Below are 26,497 nucleotides of genomic sequence, written 5' to 3' on the forward strand. Positions count from 1 at the left end.
ATAATGCGCAATTTTGACTTTAGGGTAATATATGAAAAAATATGGAGAAAAATATTCACAAGAGAATAGAGCAGAACCGGTATATTTAGATAAAATTGATAGAAAAATTTTAAATTTATTGCAAAAAGACAATCAAATTACCAATCTGGCGCTTGCTGAAAAAGTAGGAATTTCTGCTCCTCCTTGTTTTCGTCGTGTAAAACGATTACGTGATGAGGGCATCATTGTGAATGATGTTGCTTTGGTCGATCCTTTTAAAGCTGGACGAGGGCTTATTGTTTTTGCAAATATTACTTTGGAAAAACAAAGAGAGGACCTGCTCGCTCATTTTGAACGTAAAATGGCGGAACAAGAAGAAGTAAAACAATGCTATTTTGTATCCGGTGAGACCGATTATTTGCTTATAATTCATGTTGCAGATATGAATCATTACAATGAGTTTGCGCGTAGAGTGTTTGCAAATGAAGCAAATATTAAAGTATTTCGCAGCAGTTTTTGCCTTAATCGCACCAAGTACAATACCAATATCCATTTTTCTGAGGATTAAGATATTATGGAATTGCAGGCGGGATGCAGTGCTCCGCAGAGCTGCATCCGCCAGCAATGATTTAGATTTACTTCAATACAGCTTTTCCTGCATAAGGCAATGCGGCCATTTCATTGATACGTAACAGTTGATTGTATTTTGCGATGCGATCGGTACGGCATAGCGAACCGGTTTTAATTTGCCCACAGCCAGTAGCAACTGCAAGATCTGCGATAAAGGTATCTTCTGTTTCACCAGAGCGATGTGACATGACGCAACGATATCCGTTTCGAAGGGCTAATTGAATCGTTTGCCGGGTTTCACTTAAGGTACCGATTTGATTGACTTTAATCAGTATGGCATTGGCTACTTTTTGGTTAATGCCTTCTTGCAGAATTTTAGGATTGGTAACGAATACATCATCACCTACCAATTGTATTGCCCCTCCTAATTGGGTAGTCAATTGTTTCCATCCACTCCAATCTTTTTCATCCAAACCATCTTCGATGCTGATAATAGGATAACTCTTGACAAGACTCTCATAGTAATCAATGAGTTGAGTTGCAGTGAATTTTTGATTTTCAGATGCCATATGATACATGCCTTGATCATACAATTCCGAGGCTGCAACATCTAGGGCAAGGACTATTTCATCCCCCAACTTATATCCAACTTTTTCTATTGCCTCACACAGGAGATCCAACGCTTGACGGTTCGATTTAATATTGGGCGCAAAACCCCCTTCATCCCCCACTGCAGTATTTAATCCTTGTTTTTTTAAAACGGATTTTAAACCATGAAAAATTTCAGCACCCATTTGCAGTGCAGTTGGAAAATCAGCAGCACCTACAGGCATGATCATGAATTCCTGAATATCAACATTATTATCTGCATGTGCCCCACCATTTAAGATATTCATCATGGGTACAGGCATGCTCATTTTTTCACCTTGATTTAATGCGGCATACAGGGGTAACTTATGTTCATTTGCACGAGCTCGAGCAGCGGCAAGTGACACAGCAAGAATCGCATTGGCTCCCAGACGGGATTTATTTTCTGTACCGTCTAATTGGCACAATTGATAATCCAAAGCATCCTGATCTTCAACAGAAAAAAGATGTAGTGCTTGATTAATTTCTTGATTCACATGAGCAACAGCTTGTTGTACCCCTTTACCATCATAACGGTTTGCATCATTATCGCGTAACTCACACGCTTCACGACTCCCGGTAGATGCCCCAGAGGGAACACTCGCTCTTCCTTGCGTTCCATTTTTTAAAATAACGTCTGCTTCTACAGTAGGATTACCGCGAGAGTCTAAAATTTCACGGGCTTGAATTTTTGTAATTTGCATGTTGGGTCCTGATTACGATTAAAATTTGTCAATCTGAACAAGTGATGGATTTTCACCAGTTAAAAATTCGAATATTGTTTTGATCCGTACCTGTTTTGTCAAGGTATAGATTGTTTTCCTGTTGTGACTTGTTCCAGATATTCATATTCATCAGCGGTCTCTCGGGATTGAGAGTATCCAAAAAGATAACTGATCAAACGTATAAACTGCTTCAATACCGATTCATCTTTTTTTTCTAGGTTCTTGGTATGCAGTATATCTTGCATTTTGGTCAAGATTTCTGTTGGCGGCCGTGTACCGAGTTGTATTAATTGTGCTTTTAACTCATAGATCCCTTGGGGTACAGGTACTTTTTTACCATCACTGTTTACTTTATGGCGTGAACCAAAATATCCTAGTGCCCAGGGATTAGAATTTCCTTTTGAGGCCTGGGCTATTTTTTTATCCAGATAATTATTAATTTTGAGTAACAAATTATGGGTAGCTGAATTTTCCTTTGCTGCAATAAATTGTGTGTCCGACTCAGCCTGAACGTGTTGTTTCAAGGCAGCAAAAATATTAGCTGTTTCAGAAGTGTACTCACGTGTTGCTAAAATAGAAGCCAGAGATCGAACAATCTCATGGTCTTCATGGGTAATATGTTCTAGTTGATAATTAGCAATCTGTGCAATTAATTCAGGGGTTTGAATAATGAGCAAAGCAGACGACTTATTTTTAACTGCTTCTTGAAATAATTCATTTGGCGGTAAAGAGAATAAAAATTTTAAAGAATTTATCTGCGGTAATTTTAATTGTAGTTTTTCCTGGTAGCTGGTTTGTCGAGCAATTTCTTTACTAATGCGGGACTGTAATTCTTCCTTATTATATTCATCATAATACTCTGCATCTTGAGATAGCCCTTGATAAGCTACAATCTGTTTTTTAACCCTTGCAATCATCTGTTCATGTAGCTCAATAAGAACACCATGATTCTTTTTTAATTCTGATGAGTCAATTTGCATTTCAAAAGTTAATTTTGAAATAGCACATTCTTTCATGGTGTTTGTGAGTTTAGTTTTAAATTCAAACACACTTAATGTATTCTGCGTTGGGACTATAGGGTGTTCGGTTTTCGCTTCCATTTCATTTCCTCAATGCATTGGGTAAAGAATCATAACAAAATGCTCGTAATAAATAAAAACAAATCATTCAGTAGATGTTTGGGTTTTTTGATGTACGTGTAGCCTGGGAGTAGCCAAACGGAACCTATTTTCGGGACGGGAACTGCCCACAGGCTGCATACATAAAATAATTAGAAACTAACCGCGCCAAGCTTCATTAATGCTTGGGTTAAAGAAAACAAGGGCAAACCCAAAATGGTATCTTCATTTCCTTGAACTTCTTTAAATAACCATTTTCCTTGGAGTTCATAGTGGTAACTACCACAACTCTGATAGGGTTTTTCACTTTGCAAATAGGCCTCGATAGTTTTTTCACTTAAATGATGAAGCGTTAAGTAGGCTGTTTCATGATGTTGCCAAAGCACTTGATTATTTTTTGCAATGCAAAGGCAGGCAATTTGCAGGTGTTCTTTGCCGCTTAGTAAACTTAACTGTTCTACGGCAGTTGGATGGTTCAAGGGCTTATTTAATAATGTTTGGCCAAACAAGCACAGTTGATCTGCAGCGATAATGAAATGGTCTGGATGATGTTGGCTCACTTCTAAAGCCTTGCTGGCGGCAAGTGCGTAGCCTAAGTCGAGAGTGCTTTCTGACTTGAAGGACGCTTTAATTGCGTCTTCATCACAATGCGAAGGAACAACCGAAAATTCAATCCCAAGCGATTGGAGCAATTGCAATCTTATGGCCGAGCTCGAAGCAAGAATGATAGGTTTTTGTCGTAAAAACTTAGACATACGCCGCAACCAAAGCCATAAGTGAAAAACCTATTATTACAAAACTAAAATCTTTGAGATTGCAACAACGCTCCACCATAACGCAGCGCTCTAAACCATGAAGGGTTCCCAAATAAAGGAATGTTCCTGCAGATGCGGCCATTAAAATGGGATCAAAAAGAGATTTTGTTTCTACACCATGACCGAAATGCCAGCCCAAGTAGATTCCAAGTGGGGTCATAAAGCTGAATAAAATGAAAAAGAATAGACTGCTGTTCATACTCATCGTACTTTTATTTAATTGAACTGCAATGGCAAAGCTTTCTGCCCATTTATGGGTGATAATTGCAAGAAAAATCATAATAATCATTGAGTTATATTGCGCCAAGCCTAAGGCGGCACCCAGCATTATCGAGTGAACAGAGAGCATCCCCCAAGCTAAAAGAGCAAAAGCAGGATGTTTCGTATTATGATGGTGATAAAGTTCCTTACCCAAATGTTCAAACCAGAGAAAAATCAGGAATACTGCACCAGTAATAATAAAGGCAAAAGGGTAGTTGTACCCCATTTTTTTAAATAGAGAATTTGCCTCTGGTAACATATGCAAAAGGCCTGCTCCCAAAAACACACCCGTTGCCAGGGTTTCACCGACAGGAAAATCAATATGTTGATCGTCCTTAATACGTTTTCTAAAGGGATACCAGCCCGCGATTAAAATGACAATAAAAATAGAAATTGCAAAAAATATTTTTAAACTGGTAGCTGATACCATTGTTTATCCTGTTATTTATTCTAGATTTATATAACTTAAAGGTAGCTTCGGTCTAACCTAAACCACATAGTTTAGTTGTGATGCATGGTCTCATGCAAGCTAAATAAGCGAACTTCGATAATATCAGACTGTAACTTCAATGCTAAAATTACCCGTTCATGTAATTCTTGCCATTGATTGAATGTTTCATCGCAGACGATATCAATCCCTATTGTTCCATCTAGGTAATGTAAATTCCAAAATAAAATCTGAGGGAAATCAATACGGACTTCATTGGATAGCAGTGCTTGTAAGATCTTGCGGCTGGGTAAGTGTAAGGAGGGGCAGGAGCTCTCATCATCTTCGGGGTCAACATGTACAATTACATCATTGACGCTTTCTATTTGATCGGTGAGTGCATGGTGTACGTGTTGCGCAATATAATGGCCTTCAGACACCGATATTTTAGGCGAAACTAAAATATGCACATCTATTAATACATTTTCTCCCATCGAACGACTTCGTAATTGATGAATTTTTTCCACCCCGTCCACATTTTGGATTACTTCTTCGATACGTGCTAATAGTTCTGGGCTGACCGCAGTGTCTACCAATTCTTTAACACTATTCCAAGCATAATCCCAACCCATCTTAACAATCATCAATCCAACTATAATTGCAGCGGCAGCATCAAGATAACTGTAACCAGCGATACTGCCAATTAAACCAACGAATACAACAAGCGAAGAGGCTGCGTCTGAACGGTGATGCCATGCGTTGGCAGTAATCAATTTGGAATTAATACGTTTTCCAATGTATAGAGTGTAGTGAAATAAAACCTCATTGCTCATGATGGAAATGCAAATGATTGGCAGGGTTAACCAATTTGGCATGAGATAATTAGAGTGGATCAAGTCATAGATTGAATCCCACGCGATACCGACACCTGCAAAAATGAGTAAAAGTGATAATAATAGGGTTGCTGCCGTTTCGATACGCTGATGTCCATAAGGATGACTGGCATCAGCATCAAGGCTTCCGTATTTAGAAGCAAATAATACCATGGCGTCTGTTATGAGATCAGAGAGGGAATGAACTCCATCTGCGACAAGTGCATGAGAATGAAAAAAGTAGCCGCCAATGAGTTTTATAATGCCTAATAGTGCATTTGAAACAGCTCCCAAAAGTGTTACTTTTTTTGCCTGCCAATATCTGTCGTGTTGGGTCATGGTGTTTTTAATTAATGGAATCAGGTGAGACAAAATAAGAATTTGAGTTTTATAGTGAAAATTTCAAGTCCATTTTGTCTAGTGGCTCTATTTAAACATGCTTATGAATTTTTTTATAGATTAATAATTACATTAAATTGAGTTGTTCGGACTCTTGAGAGCCATAGGTTAGGCCAAGGTGCAGTGATGACAAGGGTAATTATCTAGTACATTTTATGCCCGGTACGAAACAGGCTGATTTTACAAGGTGTTTTACATCATGTTCACAGGATTATCCACAGATTTTGTGGATAAATGCATTTTGGACAATAAAAGAGGAAACAAGTGCTAAGCCTTGTGAAACAAGGATTTTTGGGTTCCATAAGAAAGTTTGAGTTGTTATTAACCGATATGACCAGGAAAGTTATCCACAGGATGTGCTTTGAAAGCATAGGAAGATTACCCGGCTATCTTAACAAAGAAAAAAATTAAAAACAGTCTTGACTTGGTTTTTTTTAAAAAAATTTATTCTTAATAAAACTGATTCATGATGATGTTTAAAAAATTTACTGATTAAAAAACTAAAAGAAATAAAAAATTAAAAGGTTTTTATCTATGCAAAATTTTAGAAGCACTTTGGAAAGTTCAGAAGCAGAGGCAAAACAGGCTGATTTTATATGGTGTTTTACATCATGTTCACAGGATTATCCACAGATTTTGTGGATAAATGCATTTTGGACAATAAAAGAGGAAACAAGTGCTAAGCCTTGTGAAACAAGGATTTTTGGGTTCCATAAGAAAGTTTGAGTTGTTATTAACCGATATGACCAGGAAAGTTATCCACAGGATGTGCTTTGAAAGCATAGGAAGATTACCCGGCTATCTTAACAAAGAAAAAAATTAAAAACAGTCTTGACTTGGTTTTTTTTAAAAAAATTTATTCTTAATAAAACTGATTCATGATGATGTTTAAAAAATTTACTGATTAAAAAACTAAAAGAAATAAAAAATTAAAAGGTTTTTATCTATGCAAAATTTTAGAAGCACTTTGGAAAGTTCAGAAGCAGAGGCAAAACAGGCTGATTTTATATGGTGTTTTACATCATGTTCACAGGATTATCCACAGATTTTGTGGATAAATGCATTTTGGACGATAGAAGAGTAAATAAGTGCTAACCCTTGTGAAATAAGGGTTTTTGGGTGCCATAAGGAAGTTTGAGTTGTTATTAACCGATATGACCAGGAAAGTTATCCACAGGATGTGCTTTGAAAGCATAAGAAGTTTACCCGCCTATCTTAACAAAGAAAAAAATTAAAAACAGTCTTGACTTGAGTATTTTTAAAAATATTTTTAACCTTGCAAAAATTGTTCAAAATCACCCAACCATCTTTGGGTCAAGTCGTAAGCAGTTTGAGGTGAGTCCTCTATTAATTGTTTTGCTATCGACGGTAAAAGAGGGAGTAGGTCGCGATCGCGCTGTAGGTCAGCAATTTTAAATTGGCGATAGCCTGTTTGCCGGATTCCCAGTACTTCACCGGCACCTCTTAACTCCATGTCTTTCTCTGCAATAATAAATCCATCATTGGTGGCACGCATAATTTTTAATCGTTCTGCACCGTGTTGCGAGAGAGGGGATTGGTAAAGCAAAATGCAATGAGATTGTGCACTGCCTCTTCCCACACGACCACGTAATTGGTGGAGTTGAGATAAACCCAAACGTTCTGCATTTTCTATGATCATTAGGCTGGCATTAGGGACATCAACGCCAACTTCAATCACTGTTGTGGCCACTAGTAAATTAATTTCACCGCTTTTAAATGCGGCCATAGTGGCTTCTTTTTCTATAGGTTTCATTCGTCCATGGACTAGGCCTACGCGAGCAGCAGGCAGTTGCTCTTGTAACGCCCGTGCTGTTTCAGTAGCTGCCATACATTGCAATTTTTCTGATTCTTCAATAAGGGTACAAACCCAATAGATTTGTCGTCCACTGGCTAGAGCAACCTCCAATCGTTCAATGACTGATTCTCGTTTATTTTGGTTCAATACGGCTGTGGCAATGGGTATGCGTCCAGGAGGTAACTCATCAATAATCGAAATATCCAAATGGGCTAAGTGAGTCATAGATAAGGTTCTTGGGATAGGGGTAGCCGTCATTAACAACTGATGAGGAATAAGTTCTTCTTGTTGCCCTTTTTGTTGCAAAAGCAATCTTTGTTCTACGCCAAATCGATGCTGTTCATCGATAATGACTAACCCTAAACGAGCAAAAATAACGGCTTCCTGAAATAAGGCATGGGTACCAATAATCAGCTGGCAACTATGATCTGCAAGTGCAGCAAAGGCCATACGACGCTCACTCAGCTTCATTTTTCCACTTAATCTTAATATCCTGATACCTAAAGGTTCTAACCAATGGATTAGATTGTTGGTGTGTTGCTCACTCAGTAAATCTGTTGGTGCCATAAATGCAACTTGTTGTCCATTTGCAATCGCTTGTAATGCTGCAAGAGCAGCAATCACAGTTTTCCCTGCGCCGACATCTCCTTGTACTAAGCGAAGCATGGGTTTCGTTTGTATTAAATCTTGGCTGATTTCCTCTGCAACTCTTTGCTGCGCATTTGTGAGTTTAAACGGGAGCGAGTTTAAAAAACTTTGCTTTAAGTTGTGATCAACAGGCAACGCGACAGCACGGAGCGCCTGCCGTGATTTCCTCGCAAACTGCATGCTAAGACGTTGTGCTAGCAACTCATCAAAAACTAATCGTTTGAGTGCAGGATGTTGCCCTTGTTCAAGAGCTTGTATGGAGATATCTGGGGGGGGATTATGCAGTAATTGAATTGACTCTCCCACCGAGAAAAAATTATAAGTTCGCAACTGTTCTTCACTCATCCATTCCAATTGCTGAAGTTCCTGTTTACAACGTTTTAAGGCGACATTCACCAGTTGTCTTAATCGTGTCTGTGTTAACCCCTGTGTGCTTGGATAAATTGGAGTCAGCGTTTCATTGACCTGGCATTCTTCTTCATCATCAATTAATTGATATTCGGGGTGGGTCATTGTCAGGGTATTATTGAATTCACGCACTTCACCAAAGGCGTGAATCATTGTGCTGTTCTTTAGGTTATTGATTTGACTTTTATTAAAATGAAAAAACTGAAGCTTTATTATTCCTGTCTTATCTTCAACATAGCAATGCAGCATTGCTCGTTTACCTGGTTTAATTTCTGTTTTACACACGCGTCCTGCAATGACACTCCAATCATTGGGCCTTAAATCTTGAATGGGTGTTACTCGAGTTCTGTCTTGATAGCGATAAGGTAGGTGAAACAGCAAATCACGCACAACATGAATACCGCATTTAGCAAGTTTTGCTGCAAGCGTTGGTCCGATTCCGGTTAGCGATTCACATGGGTTAGATAACACGCTATTACTGATATTGAAAGAGTTAATGTTTTAAGTGTAACTCAGATGCAGGACTCAATAAATATCTGGAAAGTTTTTCATCCTGTCTGACACCCATCTTTTGATTTTGTTCCATCGAAAAGGGCTTATGTTGAAATGAGCACGTGCATCACTACTTTCATTCACAAAATTAAAATCGATACATTATTCTTGCGAATAATCGCATCAATATTTATTAGGTCCTATTTCGTTTGTACCGTAACAATTTGCTGCTTTTTAGCGCGATAGCAAATTGTACCACTATGAACCTTTTCATATGGTGCAAAAAAGCGCATAATAGCATCATTTTTTGATGGAAAACTGAGTAGCATGAAACATACTGTAGAGCAGCTTTTAAAACACGCTTTAATGTCCTTACAAAAATCGGGTGAAATACCTGCTGATTTAGATATTGAGATTAAGGTTGATCGTACAAAAGATTCTGCTCATGGTGATTTTGCCAGTAATTTGGCTTTAATTTTAGCAAAGCCTTGTCGCCAGGCACCACGCAAAATAGCGGAGCTTTTGGTGCAGGCTTTGCCTGCTGACTCTGCCGTGGAAAAAGTAGAAATTGCTGGGGCAGGGTTTATTAATTTTTTCATACGCAATAGTTCTCGTTCACAAATTATTGGTGAAATATTGGAAAAAGGGGAGCATTTTGGACGAAGTACTATTGGTCAAAATCAAAAAGTATTGGTTGAATTTGTTTCTGCGAATCCAACAGGTCCCCTGCATGTAGGGCATGGACGGGGAGCGGCTTTTGGCGCTACTTTAGGAAATGTTTTAAAGGCAGCGGGTTATGATGTTACTTTAGAGTACTATGTGAATGATGCTGGACGGCAAATGAACATTCTTGCTGCCAGTGTGTGGTTGCGCTACCTGGAACTTGCTGGCGAACCTGTGGTTATTCCTGCCAATGCGTATAAAGGGGATTATGTTTCTGAAATAGCACAGGAATTTTTAGCCGAGCACGGCAAGGAATATGTGCATCCATGGGCTACTGTCATTGAAGGCCTACCCCTTGATGAACCTCATGGCGGAGACAAAGAAGTTTATATCGATGCTTTGGTGAACCGTGCAAAACAATTATTAGGTACTGATGTTTTTGCTCTATTTCATCAACATGCATTGAATACAGTTCTTGATGATATCAAAGATGATCTCGCTGAATTTGGTGTGAACTATAATAGTTGGTTTTCCGAACAGTCTCTTTTTGAAGATGGTTCCATTCAAAAAGGGATTCAAGCCCTTAAGGACAGTGGTCATACTTTTGAAAAAGAAGGAGCTCTTTGGTTTAGAGCAACTGATTTTGGCGATGAAAAAGATCGCGTACTGGTGCGTGCTAATGGTCATACTACTTATTTTGCCTCTGATGTTGCGTACCATTGGAATAAATACGATAGAGGTTATGATCGGGTAATTGATATTTTTGGTGCAGATCATCATGGGTATATCACTCGCTTACGTGCCGTGGTTAAAGCTTTAGGACATGATGAAAGTGCACTGGATGTATTACTGGTCCAATTTGCTATTTTATATCGTGGTTCTGAGCGGGTACAAATGTCTACACGCAGCGGTTCTTTTGTCACTTTAAGAGAGTTGCGTCATGAGGTAGGCAATGATGCAGCACGTTTCTTTTATGTGGCACGTAAGTCAGAACAACATATGGATTTTGATTTGGATTTAGCTAAGTCAGAGTCCAGTGATAATCCGGTTTATTATATTCAGTATGCTCACGCAAGAATATGCTCTGTGTTAAGACAATTGAAGGAACGAGGCTTATCCTGGGATAAGGCACTTGGTCTAAAACATATCGATTTGTTAGAACAATCCCATGAAACTCATTTGATTTCATTAATTGGCCGTTATCCCGAGATTGTAGAATTAGCAGCTGTACATTGTGAGCCGCATCAAGTAGCTTATTACTTACGTGAAGTAGCCAATGGCTTGCATAGTTATTATAATGCTGTTCCACTTTTGTGTGAGCATGAGCAATTACGATGCGCTCGTCTTTGTTTGCTCGAGGCAGTGCGTCAGGTGTTAAAAAATGGTTTGGACTTATTGGGCGTATCAGCTCCTGAGAGTATGTGATGACAAGAGAATATGGTAATAGGCGTTCTTCACGGTCGCGCGGTAATGCACCACACCAGCTTCTAACGATTACTTTTACCTTTTTATTAGGTTATTTGACCGCTTCTTTTTTTGATTTTGAAATGTTGAGCAATTGGGTAAATACTCAGGTTTTGGCTCATCATGAAATGAAAAAAGAAGCCTCCAAACCCGAAGCACAACACGCAGCGATTCCGCCTAAACCAAAATTTGAGTTTTACACGCTCCTCACAAATGAAAAAGTTCCTAGCACACAACCCAATGCTAACCCCACAGCTTCGGCTCAGCCCACGACAACAAATCCCCCTACTACTCCCGTAACGGCAGCCGCTTCAGTATCTACAGCAACTCAAAAAACTGCATCAGGTACTATTGCAAATGCAACACCCTCAGTAACCCCAGCAGAGAAACAGAATGTGGCTAAAGCACCACCGCAATCAAATGCTGCTTCAACTGAGAAAGGAAAATTTTTAGTGCAAGTGGCCTCCTTTAAGGCACGTAAAGATGCGGAACAAATGAAAGGCTCTTTGATTCTTAAGGGTTTTGGCGCATACATAATTCCTGTAAGCCATCCTGCAAAAGGTAATTGGTTCCGTGTAGTGGTAGGTCCATATTCTAATCGAGCTCTTGCACAACAAGCTCAGGTGACTTTGGCTAGAAATGAGCGTCTAAACGGTATGGTTACACGAGGTGGATAAATTATATTGCCTGGGCAGCACAGCTGAAAACCGGGTTAGGACTTGAACTAACCCAGGCTACACATGAAGGAGCCCCAAGATATTTCAGCGCCGCACAACGACCTGAATGGTTCCTGCATTTTTGATTGCATGAGGTTTGCTGATTCCCACTGTCACTTGCGAAACACTGAATTGTCTTTTAATTAAATCTGCGACTTCATTGGCAACTGTTTCAATGAGTTGAAATGATTTTGATTCTACATAAAGAGTAACATTCTTACAAAGTGCTTCGTAGTCTATGGTCTTACTTAAATCTTCCTGACAGTCACTGAAATCGGTATCGATACTGATATCAATTAATAATTGTTGAAGAATACGTTGTTCCCATTCATAAACACCAATTTTGGTGCTTACATTAAGAGCTTTGATATTTAAGGTATCCAATGTTATTCCTACTAATCCAGAAGTGATTTATTGGTGATTTTATCTAAATAGTTATCATCATGTATAGAGTGTTTTCCCCGGATTACGCTGTGCTAATCGGGGCTACGATCATTTATACCTCTAATTTATTAGTCTCAGTATCCTCTTTTTGATTTTCAGTATTTGGGCTCGTAATCAAGTGTACTGCTTTATCGTATCCAAGTATGGGCAACGAAAGTGCGAGCATTAATGATAAACCAAGGACTGTTCTCCCTAATAAAATAGGGGCGGCAACGCCACCTGCTATTACTCTTAACGAGGTATGAACGTTTTCATTTACTGCAACATGCCATAAATAAGAAGCCATAACGGGCAATAGCGTCAGATCCAGTAAGCCAAAAGCAGGTAGTCCAGTGTATTCATCATCAAACTGATTTCCTGTAATTGCGCGATAAGCGCTTTCAAAACGTACGGTTAAGCTGGATGAGGGAGAAAACAATAATCGTAAATGACGATATCGATTTTCGCTGATAAACTGCCCTATAGTTTTGACGCGAAATGCTTCTATATCTTTTTTATTTAAAATCTGTGTTTGAATCTGCTTCTCATCAGAGCTCAAATAAATTCTAGGAATGAAGGGTTCAGCTTGCTCAGATTTAGGTCCTGGAAATTTATACTCAATCGCACCTGCAATTAATCGCCCCATAACCTCAGAACCTTGTTCATTAGGCTCAATCTGCAGAGCATGCTTTCCGCCTAAAGGATTTAACGATGAGGTTGTATCAACAAAAACAATCTCTTTATCTTTAGCCGCTACATAGGCCAGGATTTCCCTATAAAGCGCATTCATCGTTTCTTCAACTACAGTAAAAGGAGCTCGTCCTTTTCCTTCCGCCCGTGCCAGGTGCGAAAATCCGGTATAAATAAAATAAGGAGTTAATTGGGTAATCGAGGGATAATATTGCGACAAGAGAACGATACGGCTAAGTTGAGGATTATTGTCAATTAATTCATCAATAATTTGTTTGTAATCTTTTAATATATTGGCTTTTACTTGTTCAAACGCTAAGTGAATGGCTGGTTTTGCGTTTTCTGGCGTAATTCTTAAAAGAAGTTGAGGATAATTCATTTCTTCCATTAAAGTATCCGCTAGAGCTTCTCTATAATTATTACCTCCTACGCTTAACACCACAACATCGGGTTTCCATGCTGTAACTGCCTTGAGCTGATGTACCGAATTAGAGCGAATATGGTCTTCATCGGTTAGAACTTTACCCAACGAACAATCAGACAATAAATCATCGGTTGTTGCGCCATCAACAGCAAAATTACCGATAAGGTAAGAGTTTGAGGTACCTCGAGCGAGCGCTTCTGCAGTTTGATGCGGTACTGTATGTGTTTTCTCTGCATAAGGTTCCCCACTTACCCAATGGGGGTTATCTAGCGTAGAATCGCCCATAAAAGCAGCTTTTATTGGGGGTGTTTCAGAATTTCCAAGCACCTGTTTTAATCTGCCAGTGTTCTTGGGGTATCCTGCTCCGATCGATTCTGACAAATTTTTAGTTAATCCCATAATACGCTCTAGTTGATAATAAAATGGGACTGATTATGTTTCCAAGTTTGCTCAGAGTCAATTCAGAAACAATTCTTGCATAATTTAGAGTGTAAATATGTTAGCATTGGGCATTTTGATAATGTTGGGATAATATGATGTATGATTGGGATCAATCTTTGTTCCTACGCGCTTTAAGACGACAACCTGTCGAGCGAACTCCAGTTTGGATGATGCGTCAAGCAGGGCGTTATTTACCCGAATACCGCAAGACTAGAGAACAGGCCGGTGATTTTTTAAGTCTTTGTAAGAATCCTGAACTTGCTTGTGAGGTCACATTACAGCCTTTGCGTCGTTATGCACTGGATGCAGCCATTTTATTTTCTGATATTTTGACTATTCCTGATGCGATGGGGCTCGGTTTATATTTCGTTGAAGGCGAAGGGCCGTGTTTTCAACATCCGATACGAGATACCCAAGCAATTGCCAACTTACAAATCCCGGGGCCGGATTCTTTGGCTTACGTGATGAATGCGGTGCGCTTGATCCGCAAAGAAATGCCCAAAGAGCTTCCGCTAATCGGTTTTGCAGGCAGTCCATGGACTTTAGCGTGTTATATGGTTGAAGGTAAAAGCACGAGAGAATTTAAACGCATTTTACCTCTGATCTACACTGAGAGTGAGGCTGCCCATATTTTACTGAGTAAATTAGCAGCATCAGTAGCAGATTATCTGATAGAACAAATCAAAGCGGGTGTTAATTCAGTCATGCTTTTTGATACTTGGGGGGGAATTTTAACTCCAGAGAATTATCAAAATTTTTCTCTCCAGTATATGCAGAAAATCGTACACCAAATTAAAACCAACTTCCCTGAAATCCCCGTTATTTTATTTACTAAAGGGGGAGGGCAATGGTTAGAAAAAATGCTTGTTACCGGATGTGATGCACTAGGACTCGATTGGACGTGTGATATAGGTGAAGCACGACGCAGAGTTGGTAATCAGGTTGCATTACAAGGAAATCTTGATCCTTCGGTATTGTTAACCTCAAAGCAATGTATTCGAGAGCAAGTTAAAAAGATTTTAGCATCCTATGGGGCCGGCTCAGGACATATATTCAACCTCGGTCATGGTGTTACTCCTGATGTACCACCTGAGCATGTTGCTGCGATGATTGAGGCCGTTCATGAATTCAGCCCTTATTATCATCAAAATTGAGATCCATTATGGCCTGGGTTTCACTGGCACTCAGGCTATAATTAGTCAGAATTTAAATCAATTATCTAACTTATCTGAGATACGTCATTCTGAACAAAGTGGGGAGTCTCCTTAAATACAGTGAATAGCAACTGTCTTAAATTGTTAATTCAAGACCGTTCTTAGCTGGTTTAAATTACCTTGATGAGGAAGCCCAATCAAACCAATTACCCATTTCATGCATTCACCTCCTTATAGTCCGCCAGGTTATTTAATTAAGAAGACAACTTTATCGATATCAATCCAAAAATAATGAAGAGTGCGGCAGTAACTCTTAGTGCATTTGCCGCTTCTCCCAGAAAGAAAGATAATTGATATTGTGAAGTCAAGTTGCTATAAATAAATTGCTTCATTAATAGATGAAGAAATGGATTTTTCGATACATACAATCAAGAAATGGAAGTCGTTTATTATGACACACTCTCAAAAAATAGCGGATGAGGTTCTTGTTGATATAGCGCTTCAAGGTGGTGGTGCTCATGGTGCTTTTACATGGGGCGTACTGGACCGTTTGTTAGAAGAAAAGAAGCTCCGAATTGATGGTATTTCTGGCACATCAGCAGGGGCTATGAATGCGGTGGTTCTTGCTGACGGATATATCAAAGATGGTCCTCAAGGGGCACGCTATGCGCTCGAATTGTTCTGGAAAAATGTTTCTGATGCCGCACGCTTTAGTCCCTTGCAACGCAGTCCTCTTGATATGATGCTGGGGCAATGGTCTCTGGATCATTCTCCTTTTTTCATCACCATGGATGTATTGTCTCGACTGTTTTCTCCATATGATCTGGATCCATTTGGGATTAATCCACTCCACAATATTTTAGGAGAGCTCATTGATTTCAAACGGTTATCACAAAGCTCAATCAAATTATTTGTTACTGCGACCAACGTGAGCACGGGTAGAGGAAGAGTATTTCGCAACAACGAAATTACCCCTGATGTGCTTCTTGCCTCGGCATGCCTGCCCACTATTTTCAAGGCTGTCGAGATCGATGGGGAGCATTACTGGGATGGAGGATATTCAGGAAATCCGACTATTACACCGCTTGTGCGAGAATGTAAATCACAAGATACGATTTTAGTCCAAATTAATCCCGTAACACGACCAGGTTTTCCTCGGTCTGCACGAGATATCCTCAACCGCCTGAATGAAGTGTCATTTAACACGGTATTACTTAAAGAGCTTCGCATGATTGCTTTATTACGGCAATTGGCGCATCCAGGTAATTCAGAAGGGGCTAAATGGGCGGGCATGCGAATACACCGGGTGAGCAGTGACATTATGCTGGAACTCAGTTCTTCCTCAAAGCTCAATGCTGAATGGGACTTTTTGCTCATGTTGCGAGACGAAGGACGTCGTGCAGCTGAAGCTTTTCTCACGGAGCATGGGAAAAACCTTGGAAAAAATTCATCACTTGACCTCGATGTGTTACTTGAGGGCGTTTAATTCATGGGAGTTCTCAGGATTTTACTTGGATAATTATTACTGATTGTTTTAGCATTTCAAAGCTGGAGTATACTTCTTCTTGCTCCTGCTGCAGCATTAGTCGAACGATGTCTGCATTGCCAGGAACACCATCCCCATGCCTTTTTTGGGTACAACTCCTTTCGCGGCACCTGGACTTGGTATTATCGTTTCTGTTGTGATGCCTGCATTTTGGAGTGTGGCGGCTCCAACGAGCTGAGAGGGCTGCCGAACTAAGGGTGGGGGTTCGTCAGGCATCGCTTGCATTAAGGTTTTCCAATGCTAAGAAAGTATTTTGAAAATTTAAAAAGCATCATTTACAGATAGATACAGAAGTCTTTTTATGGTTCGGTGTCCAACATATTCACCTGACAAGAGTATTGTGCGCTGACATTGTTTAATTATTATGATCAATATGATATATTATTGCGCAATACTCTCCTGCCATGAAACAGCTTATGCAAAGTAAATATCCAGCATTTTTTCCCAGTAACAAGATAAAGTCTTTTCCATGTGTGGAGTTTTCACATGTTGAAAAAACTTCCTCTGCAATCGAAACATTATATCGAGGTGATGTTCATCTTCCCGAAATAATTTTTCTCATGCCCACCTTGCTTACAGGGGTTTTTTGTCAATGCTTCCCTGAAGTAATTGATATGGAGCAAATAAGATTGCACAAATTAACCAACTTATCTAATGATTTTCATATGGTGAGTATGTCAGAAGATCTGCAGATTGCATCAAAGTGGGGAAGGGAAAGCTTTATTACCATCGACCCTGCTTTATTCTCAAATTATATTGTTGATGTCCATGCAAGCTATCGTGAAAATAGCCTCACTTTACCTGCTCGAATGGAACGAGAAAAAGAGCATATCGCCTTAGCTGTACCCTTTTGTAGTATAAAAAAAATAATGATTCACAATAAAGAATGCCTTAACCCTTTTTATCTCAACATTTCTGCCAACAATCAGGAAGCAATAATGGCGTTTGATACACTTTATTGTCAATTAGTGTCACTTTTAAGAAAAAAATACACTCAGGAAGTAGATAAGCAAGAAGAGAAACGTGCCTTACGCGCTTATACTGAAGCGTATTTAGAGTTTTATAATCAATTCAGCGGTAGTGACAACCCTTTTAATAAAAGCCTATCGGAGCTCTGTACTCTTTGCCCGGAATTTGTGGCAAATTTTTTAAATTCAAATCCAAAAACATCACCAACCGATTTGCTAAAGGATCTTATTCTAAGTGCGTCTGAGAACTTATTTGAAGAACATCATTATACGAAAGCGATTGATGCTTCTTATATTTATAGAACTAAAGTAAGCACTACTTATGATGAGGATGACTGGGCTAAACCAAATTATAATTAGTAATAAAAAGCGATGTAATGTGTAGGAACGAAATGTTCTTGGACTCATAGAGAGCTATTCGTTCCTAAATTGTCGACTTAATTGAATGGCCATTTCTATTGATTGTTCACAGTTCAACTGAGGCTATGATATGTCTTTCTTAGACGTAGCCTGAGTGAAGGCAAAGCCGTAACCCGGGATCAAAACCTTATGTGGGTACCGATCCCAGGTTACGCTATCGCTTCTGCCAGACTACAATTTTCTACACGTCCTTAAGTTGACGCCATCTCACTCCTTTTAGAAGTCTTTTTATGGCCTTATTACTTTATTTCTTGCTGCAATCAGACTTAAACGAATAAGCCAACGCTGTGCCTGTTTCCAAGAAGCTCTTAAGGCTGCTAAGAACAAGTGGCCAGCCGTAACTGATTTTGGGCAATATCTCGGAGTGTTCTGGAAAGCCACTGTGTGTGACCGTTAATTTCACCAGATTACCCTCGGGTTCAAGTTCAAAAATAACTGTTGATGCGGGTTCGTCAGGCATCGATTCCATTAAGGGCTTCCAACTGTATGAAAGTACCTTCGGTTTATCTGCACGTAATACCTTATCTGAATGGGCCAGACTGCCATCGGGTGCATAAAATTTCATAGATGCCCCTACAGTCCAATCACTTTCAATACGAAAACCACCCCAGTATTCTTTAGTAAATTCGCCCTTCGTTAAGGCTTCCCACAGTTTTTCAGCTGTAGTTTGAATATAAGTTGTATAAACGAATTGTGGCTTGCTCATGTTCATTTCCTTTTTTTAGGTGACGATGATGACTTGTCGTGTTCTAAAATATTTTTCAAGTTATCTAAAGCGAGTAGCCGATTACGTTCGTACTTGGCGATCCAGCGTCCGAACGTTTCTTGTAGCGGTACTGGATTGAGATAGTGCAACTTTTCTCGGCCTTCCCAATGAACAACGACCAGGTTCGCATCCTCCAGAATATGAAGATGTTTCATAACAGCCTGTCGGCTCATGCTCAAATGCTCGCATAATTCATTAAGGTTTTGGCCGTTACGAGCACATAATGCATCAAGCAAGATTCGCCGACTTTTATCTGCCAATGCTTTAAAAATAAGATCGTTGTCCATATCTATAGTATATGTAACCAAATGGTTACATGTCAAGGAAAGGTTTATTAATGGTAAGAGGATTTTCTATGAGAAATAAAAATAATGCCAGTGAAATAATGCTAAGTTAGATACAAGAAGCCCCTCCTAATAATCCGCAACTAAACGTGCTCTATCAATGTTTTCAGGAAGTGCTAATTGCTCAAGAAGTTTGACTAAGGATTTTATTATTTCTATTTGAGAACTTGTTTTCGTTTGAGCTAGAAGAAGTGAAAATGTGTTTTGATTCTTAGGAAAGGCATTAAGAGTATTGCTTACTTATGATGAGTATTAGGGTCTGTAACAGACCCTAATCAAGATAAACTAATTGGGCATTATTCGTTCCTGAATTGTCTACTCAATTGAATGGCCATTTCTATTGATTGTTCATAGTTTAACCGAGGATCAACGAGGCTATGATAAGCTTTTTTTAGATCGTCAGCGGCTAACCCGCGAGCGCCACCAATACACTCTGTGACGTTGTCGCCTGTTAGTTCAAAATGAACACCACCGAGATAACTGCCCATATTGCGATGAATTTCCAAAGCTTGTTTCAGCTCTAAAAGAATGTTGTCAAAGTGACGGGTTTTAATGCCATCCAATGTAGTTTCTGTATTGCCATGCATAGGATCACAAGACCAGGTAACTGGCACTCCTGTTTTCCTTACCGTTTCGATAAGAGGGGGCAGCAACCTATCTATGTGCTTTGCTCCTAGACGAGTGAATAACAAAAGACGTCCTTCTTCACGTTTAGGATTGGCTCTTTGCAATACTTCTTCCAACCATTCTGGAGTAGCTCCTGGTCCAACTTTGATACCAATAGGATTCTCTACGCCACGTAAAAATTCCAAATGGGCGCTATCGAGCTGTGCTGTACGCATCCCAATCCAGGGCAGGTGTGTGGAGAGGTTATACCACAAACCATCATCCATCTGACGAGTCAATGCCTGCTCATAGTGCAAATGCAGAGCCTCATGTGAAGTATAAAAATCCACCTTGGATAAATTACTGGACTGTATCCCATCAATGGTATCCAAAAAATCTAAAGCATCAGCGATTGATTTAACCAGCGTTTGGTACTCTTCTTTTTGTTGGGAATGCTCCACAAAGCCTAAGTCCCATTGTTGGGGATGATTGAGGCTGGCAAAACCACTGTCGAGTAGGCCGCGAATAAAGTTTAAAGTAATAGCCGAACAGCTGTAGGCTTGCAACAATAATTTGGGGTTGGGTTCACGTGCTTCTTGAGTGAACTCCGGGGAGTTTACGAGATCACCCCGGTAGCTAGGCAAAGTTATACCCTCAATTGTTTCATAATCCGAAGATCGAGGCTTTGCATATTGGCCTGCAATTCGTCCAACACGAATAATAGGTTTTCGTAAGCCATGCAATAGAATCAAACTCATTTGCAAGATGATTTTTAATTTATTGCTGATGATTTCTGATCGACAATCATTAAATGATTCAGCACAGTCGCCACCTTGAAGAATAAACGCTTCTCCACGTCCGGCACGTGCAATTTCCTTTTTCAAATTTCTTACTTCACTGCTGGTAACTAGTGGAGGTAAAAGGCTCAGTTGCTCTACAATTTTATTTAACTGTTCGTCATCCGCGTAATTTGCAGCTTGTAAATAAGAATATTGGAGCCAAGAGGTAGGCGACCATTTTTGCATAAAAAACCCATGTAACTTTTTTGAGTCTAAGTATGGAATAAATGAACACATACTGCAAGCGAACGGCTTATTATTCTGGTGATTATCCTCAAGGATAGATAGCTTGGGCCCAGCTGCTGGAGTTTTCGCCATCTCTCGTTGCATTCGGGCTGACGATAAAAAACAGGGTTATGGCTTAGCCTTCACCAGGCTACAATAAAATAAAAATAATTAAGGGCTTGAAATCTTATTTGCTGCCCCCATTTGTGGTTTTCACGTTGCTAGGCTGTGGAGAGGAGTAATTTGCATGAGTAAACAAGACAAAAAAAATTGGCATCAATTTAAAGAACAACATCAAAATGAAGAACATCAATCTAAAGAATCGCAACAAGGTGATCATGAGGATACTTTGGATTTACCCGAAGAAATAGCACATCCTGAACCTTCCTTAGATCATCCAAGCTATATCGAGTTGAGTGAAAAACTGACTCTTGCTGAACAACAGGCTCATGAAAATTGGGAAAAAGCAGTGCGTGCTCAAGCTGAGTTAGATAACGTACGTCGTCGTGCCGAGCGCGAAGTAGCTAATGCGCATCGCTATGGCGTTGAAAAGTTGATTTCTGATTTGTTACCTGTAATTGACAGTCTAGAGCAGGCTTTACAATTGGCTGTCAAAGCGGAAGACTCATCAATGAAGGAAGGTTTAGAATTAACTTTAAAGCTTTTTACCGATGTATTGAAGAAATTTGATGTGCAACAAATCGATCCTGTAGGCATGCCTTTCGATCCACAGCTTCACGAAGCCATGTCGATGCAAGATGTGCCTGGCGCTGAACCCAATACAGTGCTCGCGGTATTCCAAAAAGGATATAAATTGAGCGACCGAGTGATTAGACCGGCACGTGTTGTCGTAGCAAAAAAATAAAAATGTGGATTATATGGGTTGAAATCGACAGGTTATGCCCCATATAAGAACCATCGCATTAGAAATTACTTAATTTGGAGCATGAATAGAATGGCTAAAATTATAGGAATCGACTTAGGTACCACCAACTCATGTGTTGCGGTAATGGAAGGTGATAAACCTAAGGTAATTGAAAACAGTGAAGGCCACCGCACCACGCCTTCCATCGTTGCTTATACTGACGATGGTGAGGTATTGGTTGGGCAATCTGCAAAACGCCAAGCTGTAACCAACCCTGATAAAACTTTATTTGCAATTAAGCGATTAATCGGTCGTCGTTTTGAAGACGCAGTAGTGCAAAAAGATATCAAAATGGTACCTTACAAAATCATTAAAGCGGATAATGGTGATGCTTGGGTTCGTGTGAAAAGCCAAGACAAAGCGCCACCACAAATTTCAGCTGAAGTATTGCGTAAGATGAAAAAAACCGCTGAAGATTACCTCGGCGAAGAAGTGAAAGAAGCGGTAATTACCGTACCTGCTTATTTCAATGACTCCCAACGTCAGGCCACCAAAGATGCAGGACGTATTGCTGGACTTGAAGTCAAACGTATTATTAACGAACCTACTGCTGCAGCTCTTGCCTACGGTATGGACAAAAAACGTGGTGATTCAATTATTGCTGTATATGATCTCGGTGGTGGTACTTTTGATATTTCAATTATTGAAATTGCAGAAGTTGATGGAGAACACCAATTTGAAGTACTCGCAACGAATGGTGATACCTTCTTGGGAGGTGAAGACTTTGACTTGGCCTTAATTGATTATCTGGCTTCTGAATTCAAAAAAGATACTGGCATTGATTTACATAATGATCCATTGGCATTACAACGTCTGAAAGATGCAGCTGAAAAAGCGAAAATCGAACTTTCTTCAGCCCAACAAACAGATGTTAACTTACCTTACATTACGGCAGATGCTACAGGACCAAAACACTTAAACATTAAATTGACTCGCGCTAAGTTGGAGTCTTTGGTTGAGAAATTGGTTGAGCGTACCGTTGAGCCTTGCAAAATCGCATTGAAAGATGCTGGATTGAATGTATCCCAAATTAATGAAGTTATTTTGGTAGGCGGTCAAACCCGTATGCCTTTGGTACAAAAAACAGTAGAAGAATTTTTTGGTAAAGAACCACGCAAAGACGTTAACCCTGATGAAGCAGTTGCTGTGGGTGCTGCGATTCAAGCTGCAGTTTTATCGGGTGAAGTGAAAGATATTCTGTTACTTGACGTAACTCCTTTATCTTTAGGTATCGAAACTATGGGTGGGGTGATGACCAAGCTCATCGAGAAAAATACCACAATCCCTACCAAAGCCAATCAAGTATTTTCTACTGCTGATGATAATCAAACCGCGGTTACTGTACATGTATTGCAAGGTGAAAGAGAACAAGCATCAGCGAATAAATCCTTGGGTCGATTTGATTTAGGTGATATTCCTCCTGCACCACGTGGGGTACCACAAATTGAAGTAACTTTTGATATTGATGCGAATGGTATCCTTAATGTTTCTGCAAAAGATAAAGCTACGGGTAAGGCACAATCGATTGTGATTAAAGCATCAAGTGGTTTGAGTGATGAAGAAGTAGAAGCAATGGTCAAAGATGCTAAGTCTCATGCCGAAGAAGACAAGAAATTTAAGGAAATGGCAGAGCTACGCAATCAGGCTGATAGTTTGATTCACAGCTGTGAAAAATCCATGAAAGATTTAGCCGCTGAACTTGCTGAAGATGAGAAGCAAGGTATTGAAAAAGCCATTGCTGAATTAAAAGAAGCAATCCAAGGCAGCGATAAAGCACAAATTGAAGACAAATTAAAAGTGCTAAGTGATGCTTCTGCAAAAATGGCTGAACGAGTTTATGCTAAAAAAGCATCTGAAGGCCAAGCAGGACAAGGTCAAGCGCAACAAGAGCAGGCATCAGCTCAAGAATCAGCTAAAGCGGATGAAGGTGTTGTTGATGCTGAGTTCGAGGAAGTTAAAGACGATAAGAAATAATCAGTTATATCGTGACTTAGTCGTCTAGGAATGTAGCCTGATACGCACAATGTCACTGCCCATTAAGTTAATGAGTTTCCCTTCTCCCCGCGGGGAGAAGGTGCCCCTTAGAGCAGATGAGGGAATGGATTGTAGCTAACTAACCCTCGCCCTCACCCCTCTCCCACAAGCGGGAGAGGGGATTTTAACTAAAGGCAGTGATGTTGTGCGTATCAGGCTACATTGTCCATTTTAATTTTTAATATGTGAGTAGTTATGGAACAGCGGGATTATTATGAACTTTTAGAGGTAAGTCGAACTGCAAGTGATGCCGAAATTAAAAAGGCATATCGTAGATTGGCAATGAAGTATCACCCAGATCGTAATCCTGACGATTCTGCTGCTGAAGAAAAATTTAAAGAAATCCAATACGCTTACAGCATTCTTTCCGATCCACAAAAGCGTGCAGCCTATGATCAATACGGACATGCGGGCGTTGATCCTTCCATGAGAGGTGGTCCTGGAGGTTTTGGCGGTTTTGGTGGTTTTGGCGATGTCTTTGAGGACATTTTTGAAAATATCTTTTCAGGCGGACGCGGTGCAGGACGACAATCTCGTGGTCAACGCGGCGCTGATTTACAATTCAACGTCCAATTAACCCTGGAAGAGGCTGCGCTGGGTAAAGAAGTACAAATTACTGTCCCTCGACATGGTGCTTGTGCTACGTGTAGTGGTAGCGGTGCTAAAAAAGGAACCCAGCCAAAGACGTGTGAAACCTGTAATGGTATGGGGCAAGTCAGAATTCAGCAAGGCTTTTTCTCCATTCAGCAAACATGTCCTAGCTGTCATGGTGAGGGAACCATTATTACTGATCCTTGTTCCGATTGTCATGGTCAGGGTCGAATCCGTGAAAGCAAAAAGCTTACAGTTAAGATTCCTGCCGGGGTGGATAATGGAGATCGTGTTCGTTTAAGCGGAGAGGGCGAGGCCGGTATGCATGGGGGAGGCCCAGGCGATCTTTACGTACAAATCAGTGTAAAAAAACATACTATATTCGAACGTCATGAAAATGATTTGCATTGCGAAGTACCCATAAGTTTCATTATCGCTGCCATGGGTGGTTCTATAGAAGTACCAACCCTAGAAGGACGCGTTACTTTAAAGATCCCTGAAGAAACACAAACCGGTAAAGTGTTTCGTTTAAGAGGAAAGGGGATGAAATCTGTACGCGGGCATGGTCAAGGCGATTTATTATGTAAAGTAGTTGTAGAAACCCCAGTGAATTTATCACGCGAGCAAAAAGATTTATTAACTAAATTTCAAGAATCACTGGAAAATGCTAAAGGAAAACACTCTCCACGCTCTAATTCTTGGTTCGCAGGTGTGAAAAAATTCTTTGAAGACATGAAATTTTGAAGCAAGTAAGTTACAATTGCACACATTTGTCTAAATGTGTATTTTTTGAGCTTTCTGGCTGCGGGATTTTTAATCGTTATTGATTGTAGTCCAGGTCGAAGCGAAACGAAATCGGAATCTTTTAGACCTCATGCCACATGCAATGAGGGATGACAGGAGTTGCGCTTCGATTACCTAAGCTACGGATTCGCCAAGGCCGCTCAAAAGACACTTTGAATAACTAACAGAGTAGACCATGATGAACCAACCAGCAATTTTAGTGTTAGCCGATGGCACCATTTACGAAGGAATTTCGGTAGGAGCAACAGGCGATTCTGTCGGAGAGTTGGTTTTTAATACGTCTCTAACCGGTTATCAGGAAATGCTTACAGATCCTTCTTATGCACGGCAAATCATTACTTTGACTACAGCTCATGTAGGCAATACAGGATGCACTCATGAGGATATGGAATCTAATAAAATTTGGGCTGCGGGTTTGGTGATTCGTAATTCCTCTATAATCCATAGTAATTATCGCGCTGAACTCTCTCTTCCTGATTGGCTCAAAAAAAATAATGTAGTTGCTATTGCTGACATTGATACTCGCGATTTGACCCTTCGTTTACGAGAGCATGGTGCTGTCGGTGCATGCATCAGTACCCGTGTAGAAGACCCCGAGCTGGTTTTGGCAAAAGCACGTTCATTCGCTGGTTTACAGGGAGTTGATTTGGCTTTAGAAGTTTCTAGGAAAACTATAGAGCGCTGGCATGAGGGGCAAGGCGAATGGGGTAAAGGCTCTCAGCCTCAACAATTCCACGTGGTTGCTTATGATTTTGGAGTTAAGCACAATATTTTACGTATTTTGCATGACAAAGGGTGTCATTTAACCTTAGTGCCAGCAAAAACCTCTGCTGCAGAAGTTTTAGCGATGAATCCTGATGGGGTATTTTTATCAAATGGCCCAGGAGATCCACAAGCTTGTGATTATGCCATTCGTGCAACCCAAGAATTTTTGGCTCATAATATTCCTTTATTTGGCATTTGCTTGGGTTTTCAGATTTTGGCTTTAGCCTGTGGGGGCGTGACAAAAAAAATGAAATTTGGTCATCACGGAGCAAATCATCCTGTAATTGAAACTGAAGGGCAAAAACGTGTTTTTATAACCAGCCAGAACCATGGATTTGCTGTGGATGAAGAGAGTTTGCCTGACTGCCTCGCGATCACACATCGTTCGTTATTTGATAATACCCTTCAAGGCATCAAGCATAAGGAAAAACCGGCATTTGGCTTTCAAGGACATCCTGAGGCTAGCCCTGGACCCCATGATATAGAAATAATATTTAATGAATTTATACAGTTGATGAAATAGGATATATAA

The 26,497-nt window shown here is 40.1% G+C and carries 22 protein-coding genes; 10 read left to right on the forward strand and 12 right to left on the reverse strand.

Annotated elements, in window-relative coordinates; all coding sequences use genetic code 11:
• The first annotated feature begins 31 nt into the window (after nt 1-31).
• Entirely contained in the window at nt 32-547 is a 516-nt protein-coding gene (locus tag OQJ26_RS15030; protein WP_265704545.1) for an Lrp/AsnC family transcriptional regulator, read from the forward strand.
• Between the two features lie 67 nt (nt 548-614).
• Here the strand turns inward: OQJ26_RS15030 and eno are convergent, their stop codons facing one another.
• The 6 genes from eno to recG form a co-directional block, all read right to left on the reverse strand.
• Nucleotides 615-1,880, reverse strand: a complete 1,266-nt coding sequence (gene eno, locus OQJ26_RS15035; RefSeq protein WP_265704546.1) for a phosphopyruvate hydratase — start codon at nt 1,878-1,880, stop codon at nt 615-617.
• A 98-nt stretch (nt 1,881-1,978) separates the two neighbouring features.
• A complete protein-coding gene (locus tag OQJ26_RS15040) occupies nt 1,979-3,001 on the reverse strand; it encodes a hypothetical protein (RefSeq protein ID WP_265704547.1) in 1,023 nt (340 codons plus the stop codon).
• A gap of 170 nt (nt 3,002-3,171) precedes the next feature.
• Entirely contained in the window at nt 3,172-3,774 is a 603-nt protein-coding gene (locus OQJ26_RS15045; RefSeq protein ID WP_265704548.1) for a Maf family protein, read from the reverse strand.
• Nucleotides 3,767-4,525 (reverse strand): ZIP family metal transporter, encoded by a 759-nt coding sequence (locus OQJ26_RS15050; protein ID WP_265704549.1) that lies wholly within the window; start codon nt 4,523-4,525, stop codon nt 3,767-3,769. The genes OQJ26_RS15045 and OQJ26_RS15050 overlap by 8 nt, the downstream gene beginning before the upstream one ends.
• Nucleotides 4,526-4,596: 71 nt before the next feature.
• The gene (locus tag OQJ26_RS15055; protein WP_265704550.1) at nt 4,597-5,733 is read right to left on the reverse strand and encodes a cation diffusion facilitator family transporter; all 1,137 of its coding nucleotides are present in this window, start codon (nt 5,731-5,733) and stop codon (nt 4,597-4,599) included.
• A 1,330-nt stretch (nt 5,734-7,063) separates the two neighbouring features.
• Nucleotides 7,064-9,136, reverse strand: a complete 2,073-nt coding sequence (gene recG, locus OQJ26_RS15060) for an ATP-dependent DNA helicase RecG (RefSeq protein ID WP_265704551.1) — start codon at nt 9,134-9,136, stop codon at nt 7,064-7,066.
• Between the two features lie 348 nt (nt 9,137-9,484).
• Between recG and argS the strand changes: the two genes are divergently transcribed.
• Nucleotides 9,485-11,245 carry an arginine--tRNA ligase gene (gene argS, locus OQJ26_RS15065; RefSeq protein ID WP_265704552.1) on the forward strand — a complete coding sequence of 587 codons (1,761 nt, stop codon included), beginning with the start codon at nt 9,485-9,487 and terminating at the stop codon, nt 11,243-11,245.
• On the forward strand, nt 11,245-11,961 hold the full coding sequence (locus OQJ26_RS15070; protein ID WP_265704553.1) for an SPOR domain-containing protein: 717 nt from the start codon (nt 11,245-11,247) through the stop codon (nt 11,959-11,961). The genes argS and OQJ26_RS15070 overlap by 1 nt, the downstream gene beginning before the upstream one ends.
• 84 nt (nt 11,962-12,045) lie before the next feature.
• Here OQJ26_RS15070 and folB read toward each other — a convergent pair whose 3' ends face one another.
• On the reverse strand, nt 12,046-12,384 hold the full coding sequence (gene folB, locus OQJ26_RS15075; protein WP_265704554.1) for a dihydroneopterin aldolase: 339 nt from the start codon (nt 12,382-12,384) through the stop codon (nt 12,046-12,048).
• 112 nt (nt 12,385-12,496) lie between these two features.
• On the reverse strand, nt 12,497-13,936 hold the full coding sequence (locus OQJ26_RS15080; RefSeq protein WP_265704555.1) for an SGNH/GDSL hydrolase family protein: 1,440 nt from the start codon (nt 13,934-13,936) through the stop codon (nt 12,497-12,499).
• Nucleotides 13,937-14,073: 137 nt separating this feature from the next.
• On the opposite strand from OQJ26_RS15080, the gene hemE reads away from it, so the two are divergent.
• Together hemE and OQJ26_RS15090 are read left to right on the forward strand one after the other, a co-directional pair.
• Nucleotides 14,074-15,132 (forward strand): uroporphyrinogen decarboxylase, encoded by a 1,059-nt coding sequence (gene hemE, locus OQJ26_RS15085; protein ID WP_265704578.1) that lies wholly within the window; start codon nt 14,074-14,076, stop codon nt 15,130-15,132.
• A gap of 451 nt (nt 15,133-15,583) precedes the next feature.
• Nucleotides 15,584-16,618 (forward strand): patatin-like phospholipase family protein, encoded by a 1,035-nt coding sequence (locus tag OQJ26_RS15090; protein ID WP_265704556.1) that lies wholly within the window; start codon nt 15,584-15,586, stop codon nt 16,616-16,618.
• A 96-nt stretch (nt 16,619-16,714) separates the two neighbouring features.
• On the opposite strand, the gene OQJ26_RS15095 is transcribed toward OQJ26_RS15090, so the two are convergent.
• A complete protein-coding gene (locus tag OQJ26_RS15095; protein ID WP_265704557.1) occupies nt 16,715-16,894 on the reverse strand; it encodes a hypothetical protein in 180 nt (59 codons plus the stop codon).
• Nucleotides 16,895-17,094: 200 nt separating this feature from the next.
• Between OQJ26_RS15095 and lart1 the strand changes: the two genes are divergently transcribed.
• Nucleotides 17,095-18,006, forward strand: coding sequence for an NAD(+)--arginine ADP-ribosyltransferase Lart1 (lart1, locus tag OQJ26_RS15100; RefSeq protein WP_265704558.1), 912 nt, complete (start codon nt 17,095-17,097; stop codon nt 18,004-18,006).
• Nucleotides 18,007-18,310: 304 nt separating this feature from the next.
• On the opposite strand, the gene OQJ26_RS15105 is transcribed toward lart1, so the two are convergent.
• The 3 genes from OQJ26_RS15105 to OQJ26_RS15115 all read right to left on the reverse strand — a co-directional run bounded on the left by OQJ26_RS15105 (nt 18,311) and on the right by OQJ26_RS15115 (nt 20,807).
• Nucleotides 18,311-18,772: an SRPBCC family protein gene (locus tag OQJ26_RS15105; protein ID WP_265704559.1), complete on the reverse strand. Its 462-nt coding sequence runs from the start codon at nt 18,770-18,772 to the stop codon at nt 18,311-18,313.
• Between the two features lie 2 nt (nt 18,773-18,774).
• Nucleotides 18,775-19,119, reverse strand: coding sequence for an ArsR/SmtB family transcription factor (locus OQJ26_RS15110; RefSeq protein WP_265704560.1), 345 nt, complete (start codon nt 19,117-19,119; stop codon nt 18,775-18,777).
• 353 nt (nt 19,120-19,472) lie between these two features.
• Complete coding sequence (locus OQJ26_RS15115; protein ID WP_265704561.1) at nt 19,473-20,807, reverse strand: 3-deoxy-7-phosphoheptulonate synthase class II; 1,335 nt, start codon at nt 20,805-20,807, stop codon at nt 19,473-19,475.
• Nucleotides 20,808-21,093: 286 nt separating this feature from the next.
• Here OQJ26_RS15115 and grpE point away from each other — a divergent pair, with 286 nt between their 5' ends.
• The 4 genes from grpE (at nt 21,094) to carA (ending at nt 26,488) form a co-directional block, all read left to right on the forward strand.
• Nucleotides 21,094-21,711: a nucleotide exchange factor GrpE gene (grpE, locus tag OQJ26_RS15120; protein ID WP_265704562.1), complete on the forward strand. Its 618-nt coding sequence runs from the start codon at nt 21,094-21,096 to the stop codon at nt 21,709-21,711.
• Nucleotides 21,712-21,801: 90 nt separating this feature from the next.
• Nucleotides 21,802-23,745 carry a molecular chaperone DnaK gene (dnaK, locus tag OQJ26_RS15125; RefSeq protein WP_265704563.1) on the forward strand — a complete coding sequence of 648 codons (1,944 nt, stop codon included), beginning with the start codon at nt 21,802-21,804 and terminating at the stop codon, nt 23,743-23,745.
• 255 nt (nt 23,746-24,000) lie between these two features.
• Nucleotides 24,001-25,140, forward strand: a complete 1,140-nt coding sequence (gene dnaJ / locus OQJ26_RS15130; RefSeq protein WP_265704564.1) for a molecular chaperone DnaJ — start codon at nt 24,001-24,003, stop codon at nt 25,138-25,140.
• Between the two features lie 235 nt (nt 25,141-25,375).
• Nucleotides 25,376-26,488 (forward strand): glutamine-hydrolyzing carbamoyl-phosphate synthase small subunit, encoded by a 1,113-nt coding sequence (gene carA, locus OQJ26_RS15135; protein ID WP_265704565.1) that lies wholly within the window; start codon nt 25,376-25,378, stop codon nt 26,486-26,488.
• Nucleotides 26,489-26,497 lie beyond the last annotated feature (9 nt).

It is taken from the genome of Legionella sheltonii (genome assembly GCF_026191355.1).
In the GTDB taxonomy this organism is placed as follows: domain Bacteria; phylum Pseudomonadota; class Gammaproteobacteria; order Legionellales; family Legionellaceae; genus Legionella; species Legionella sheltonii.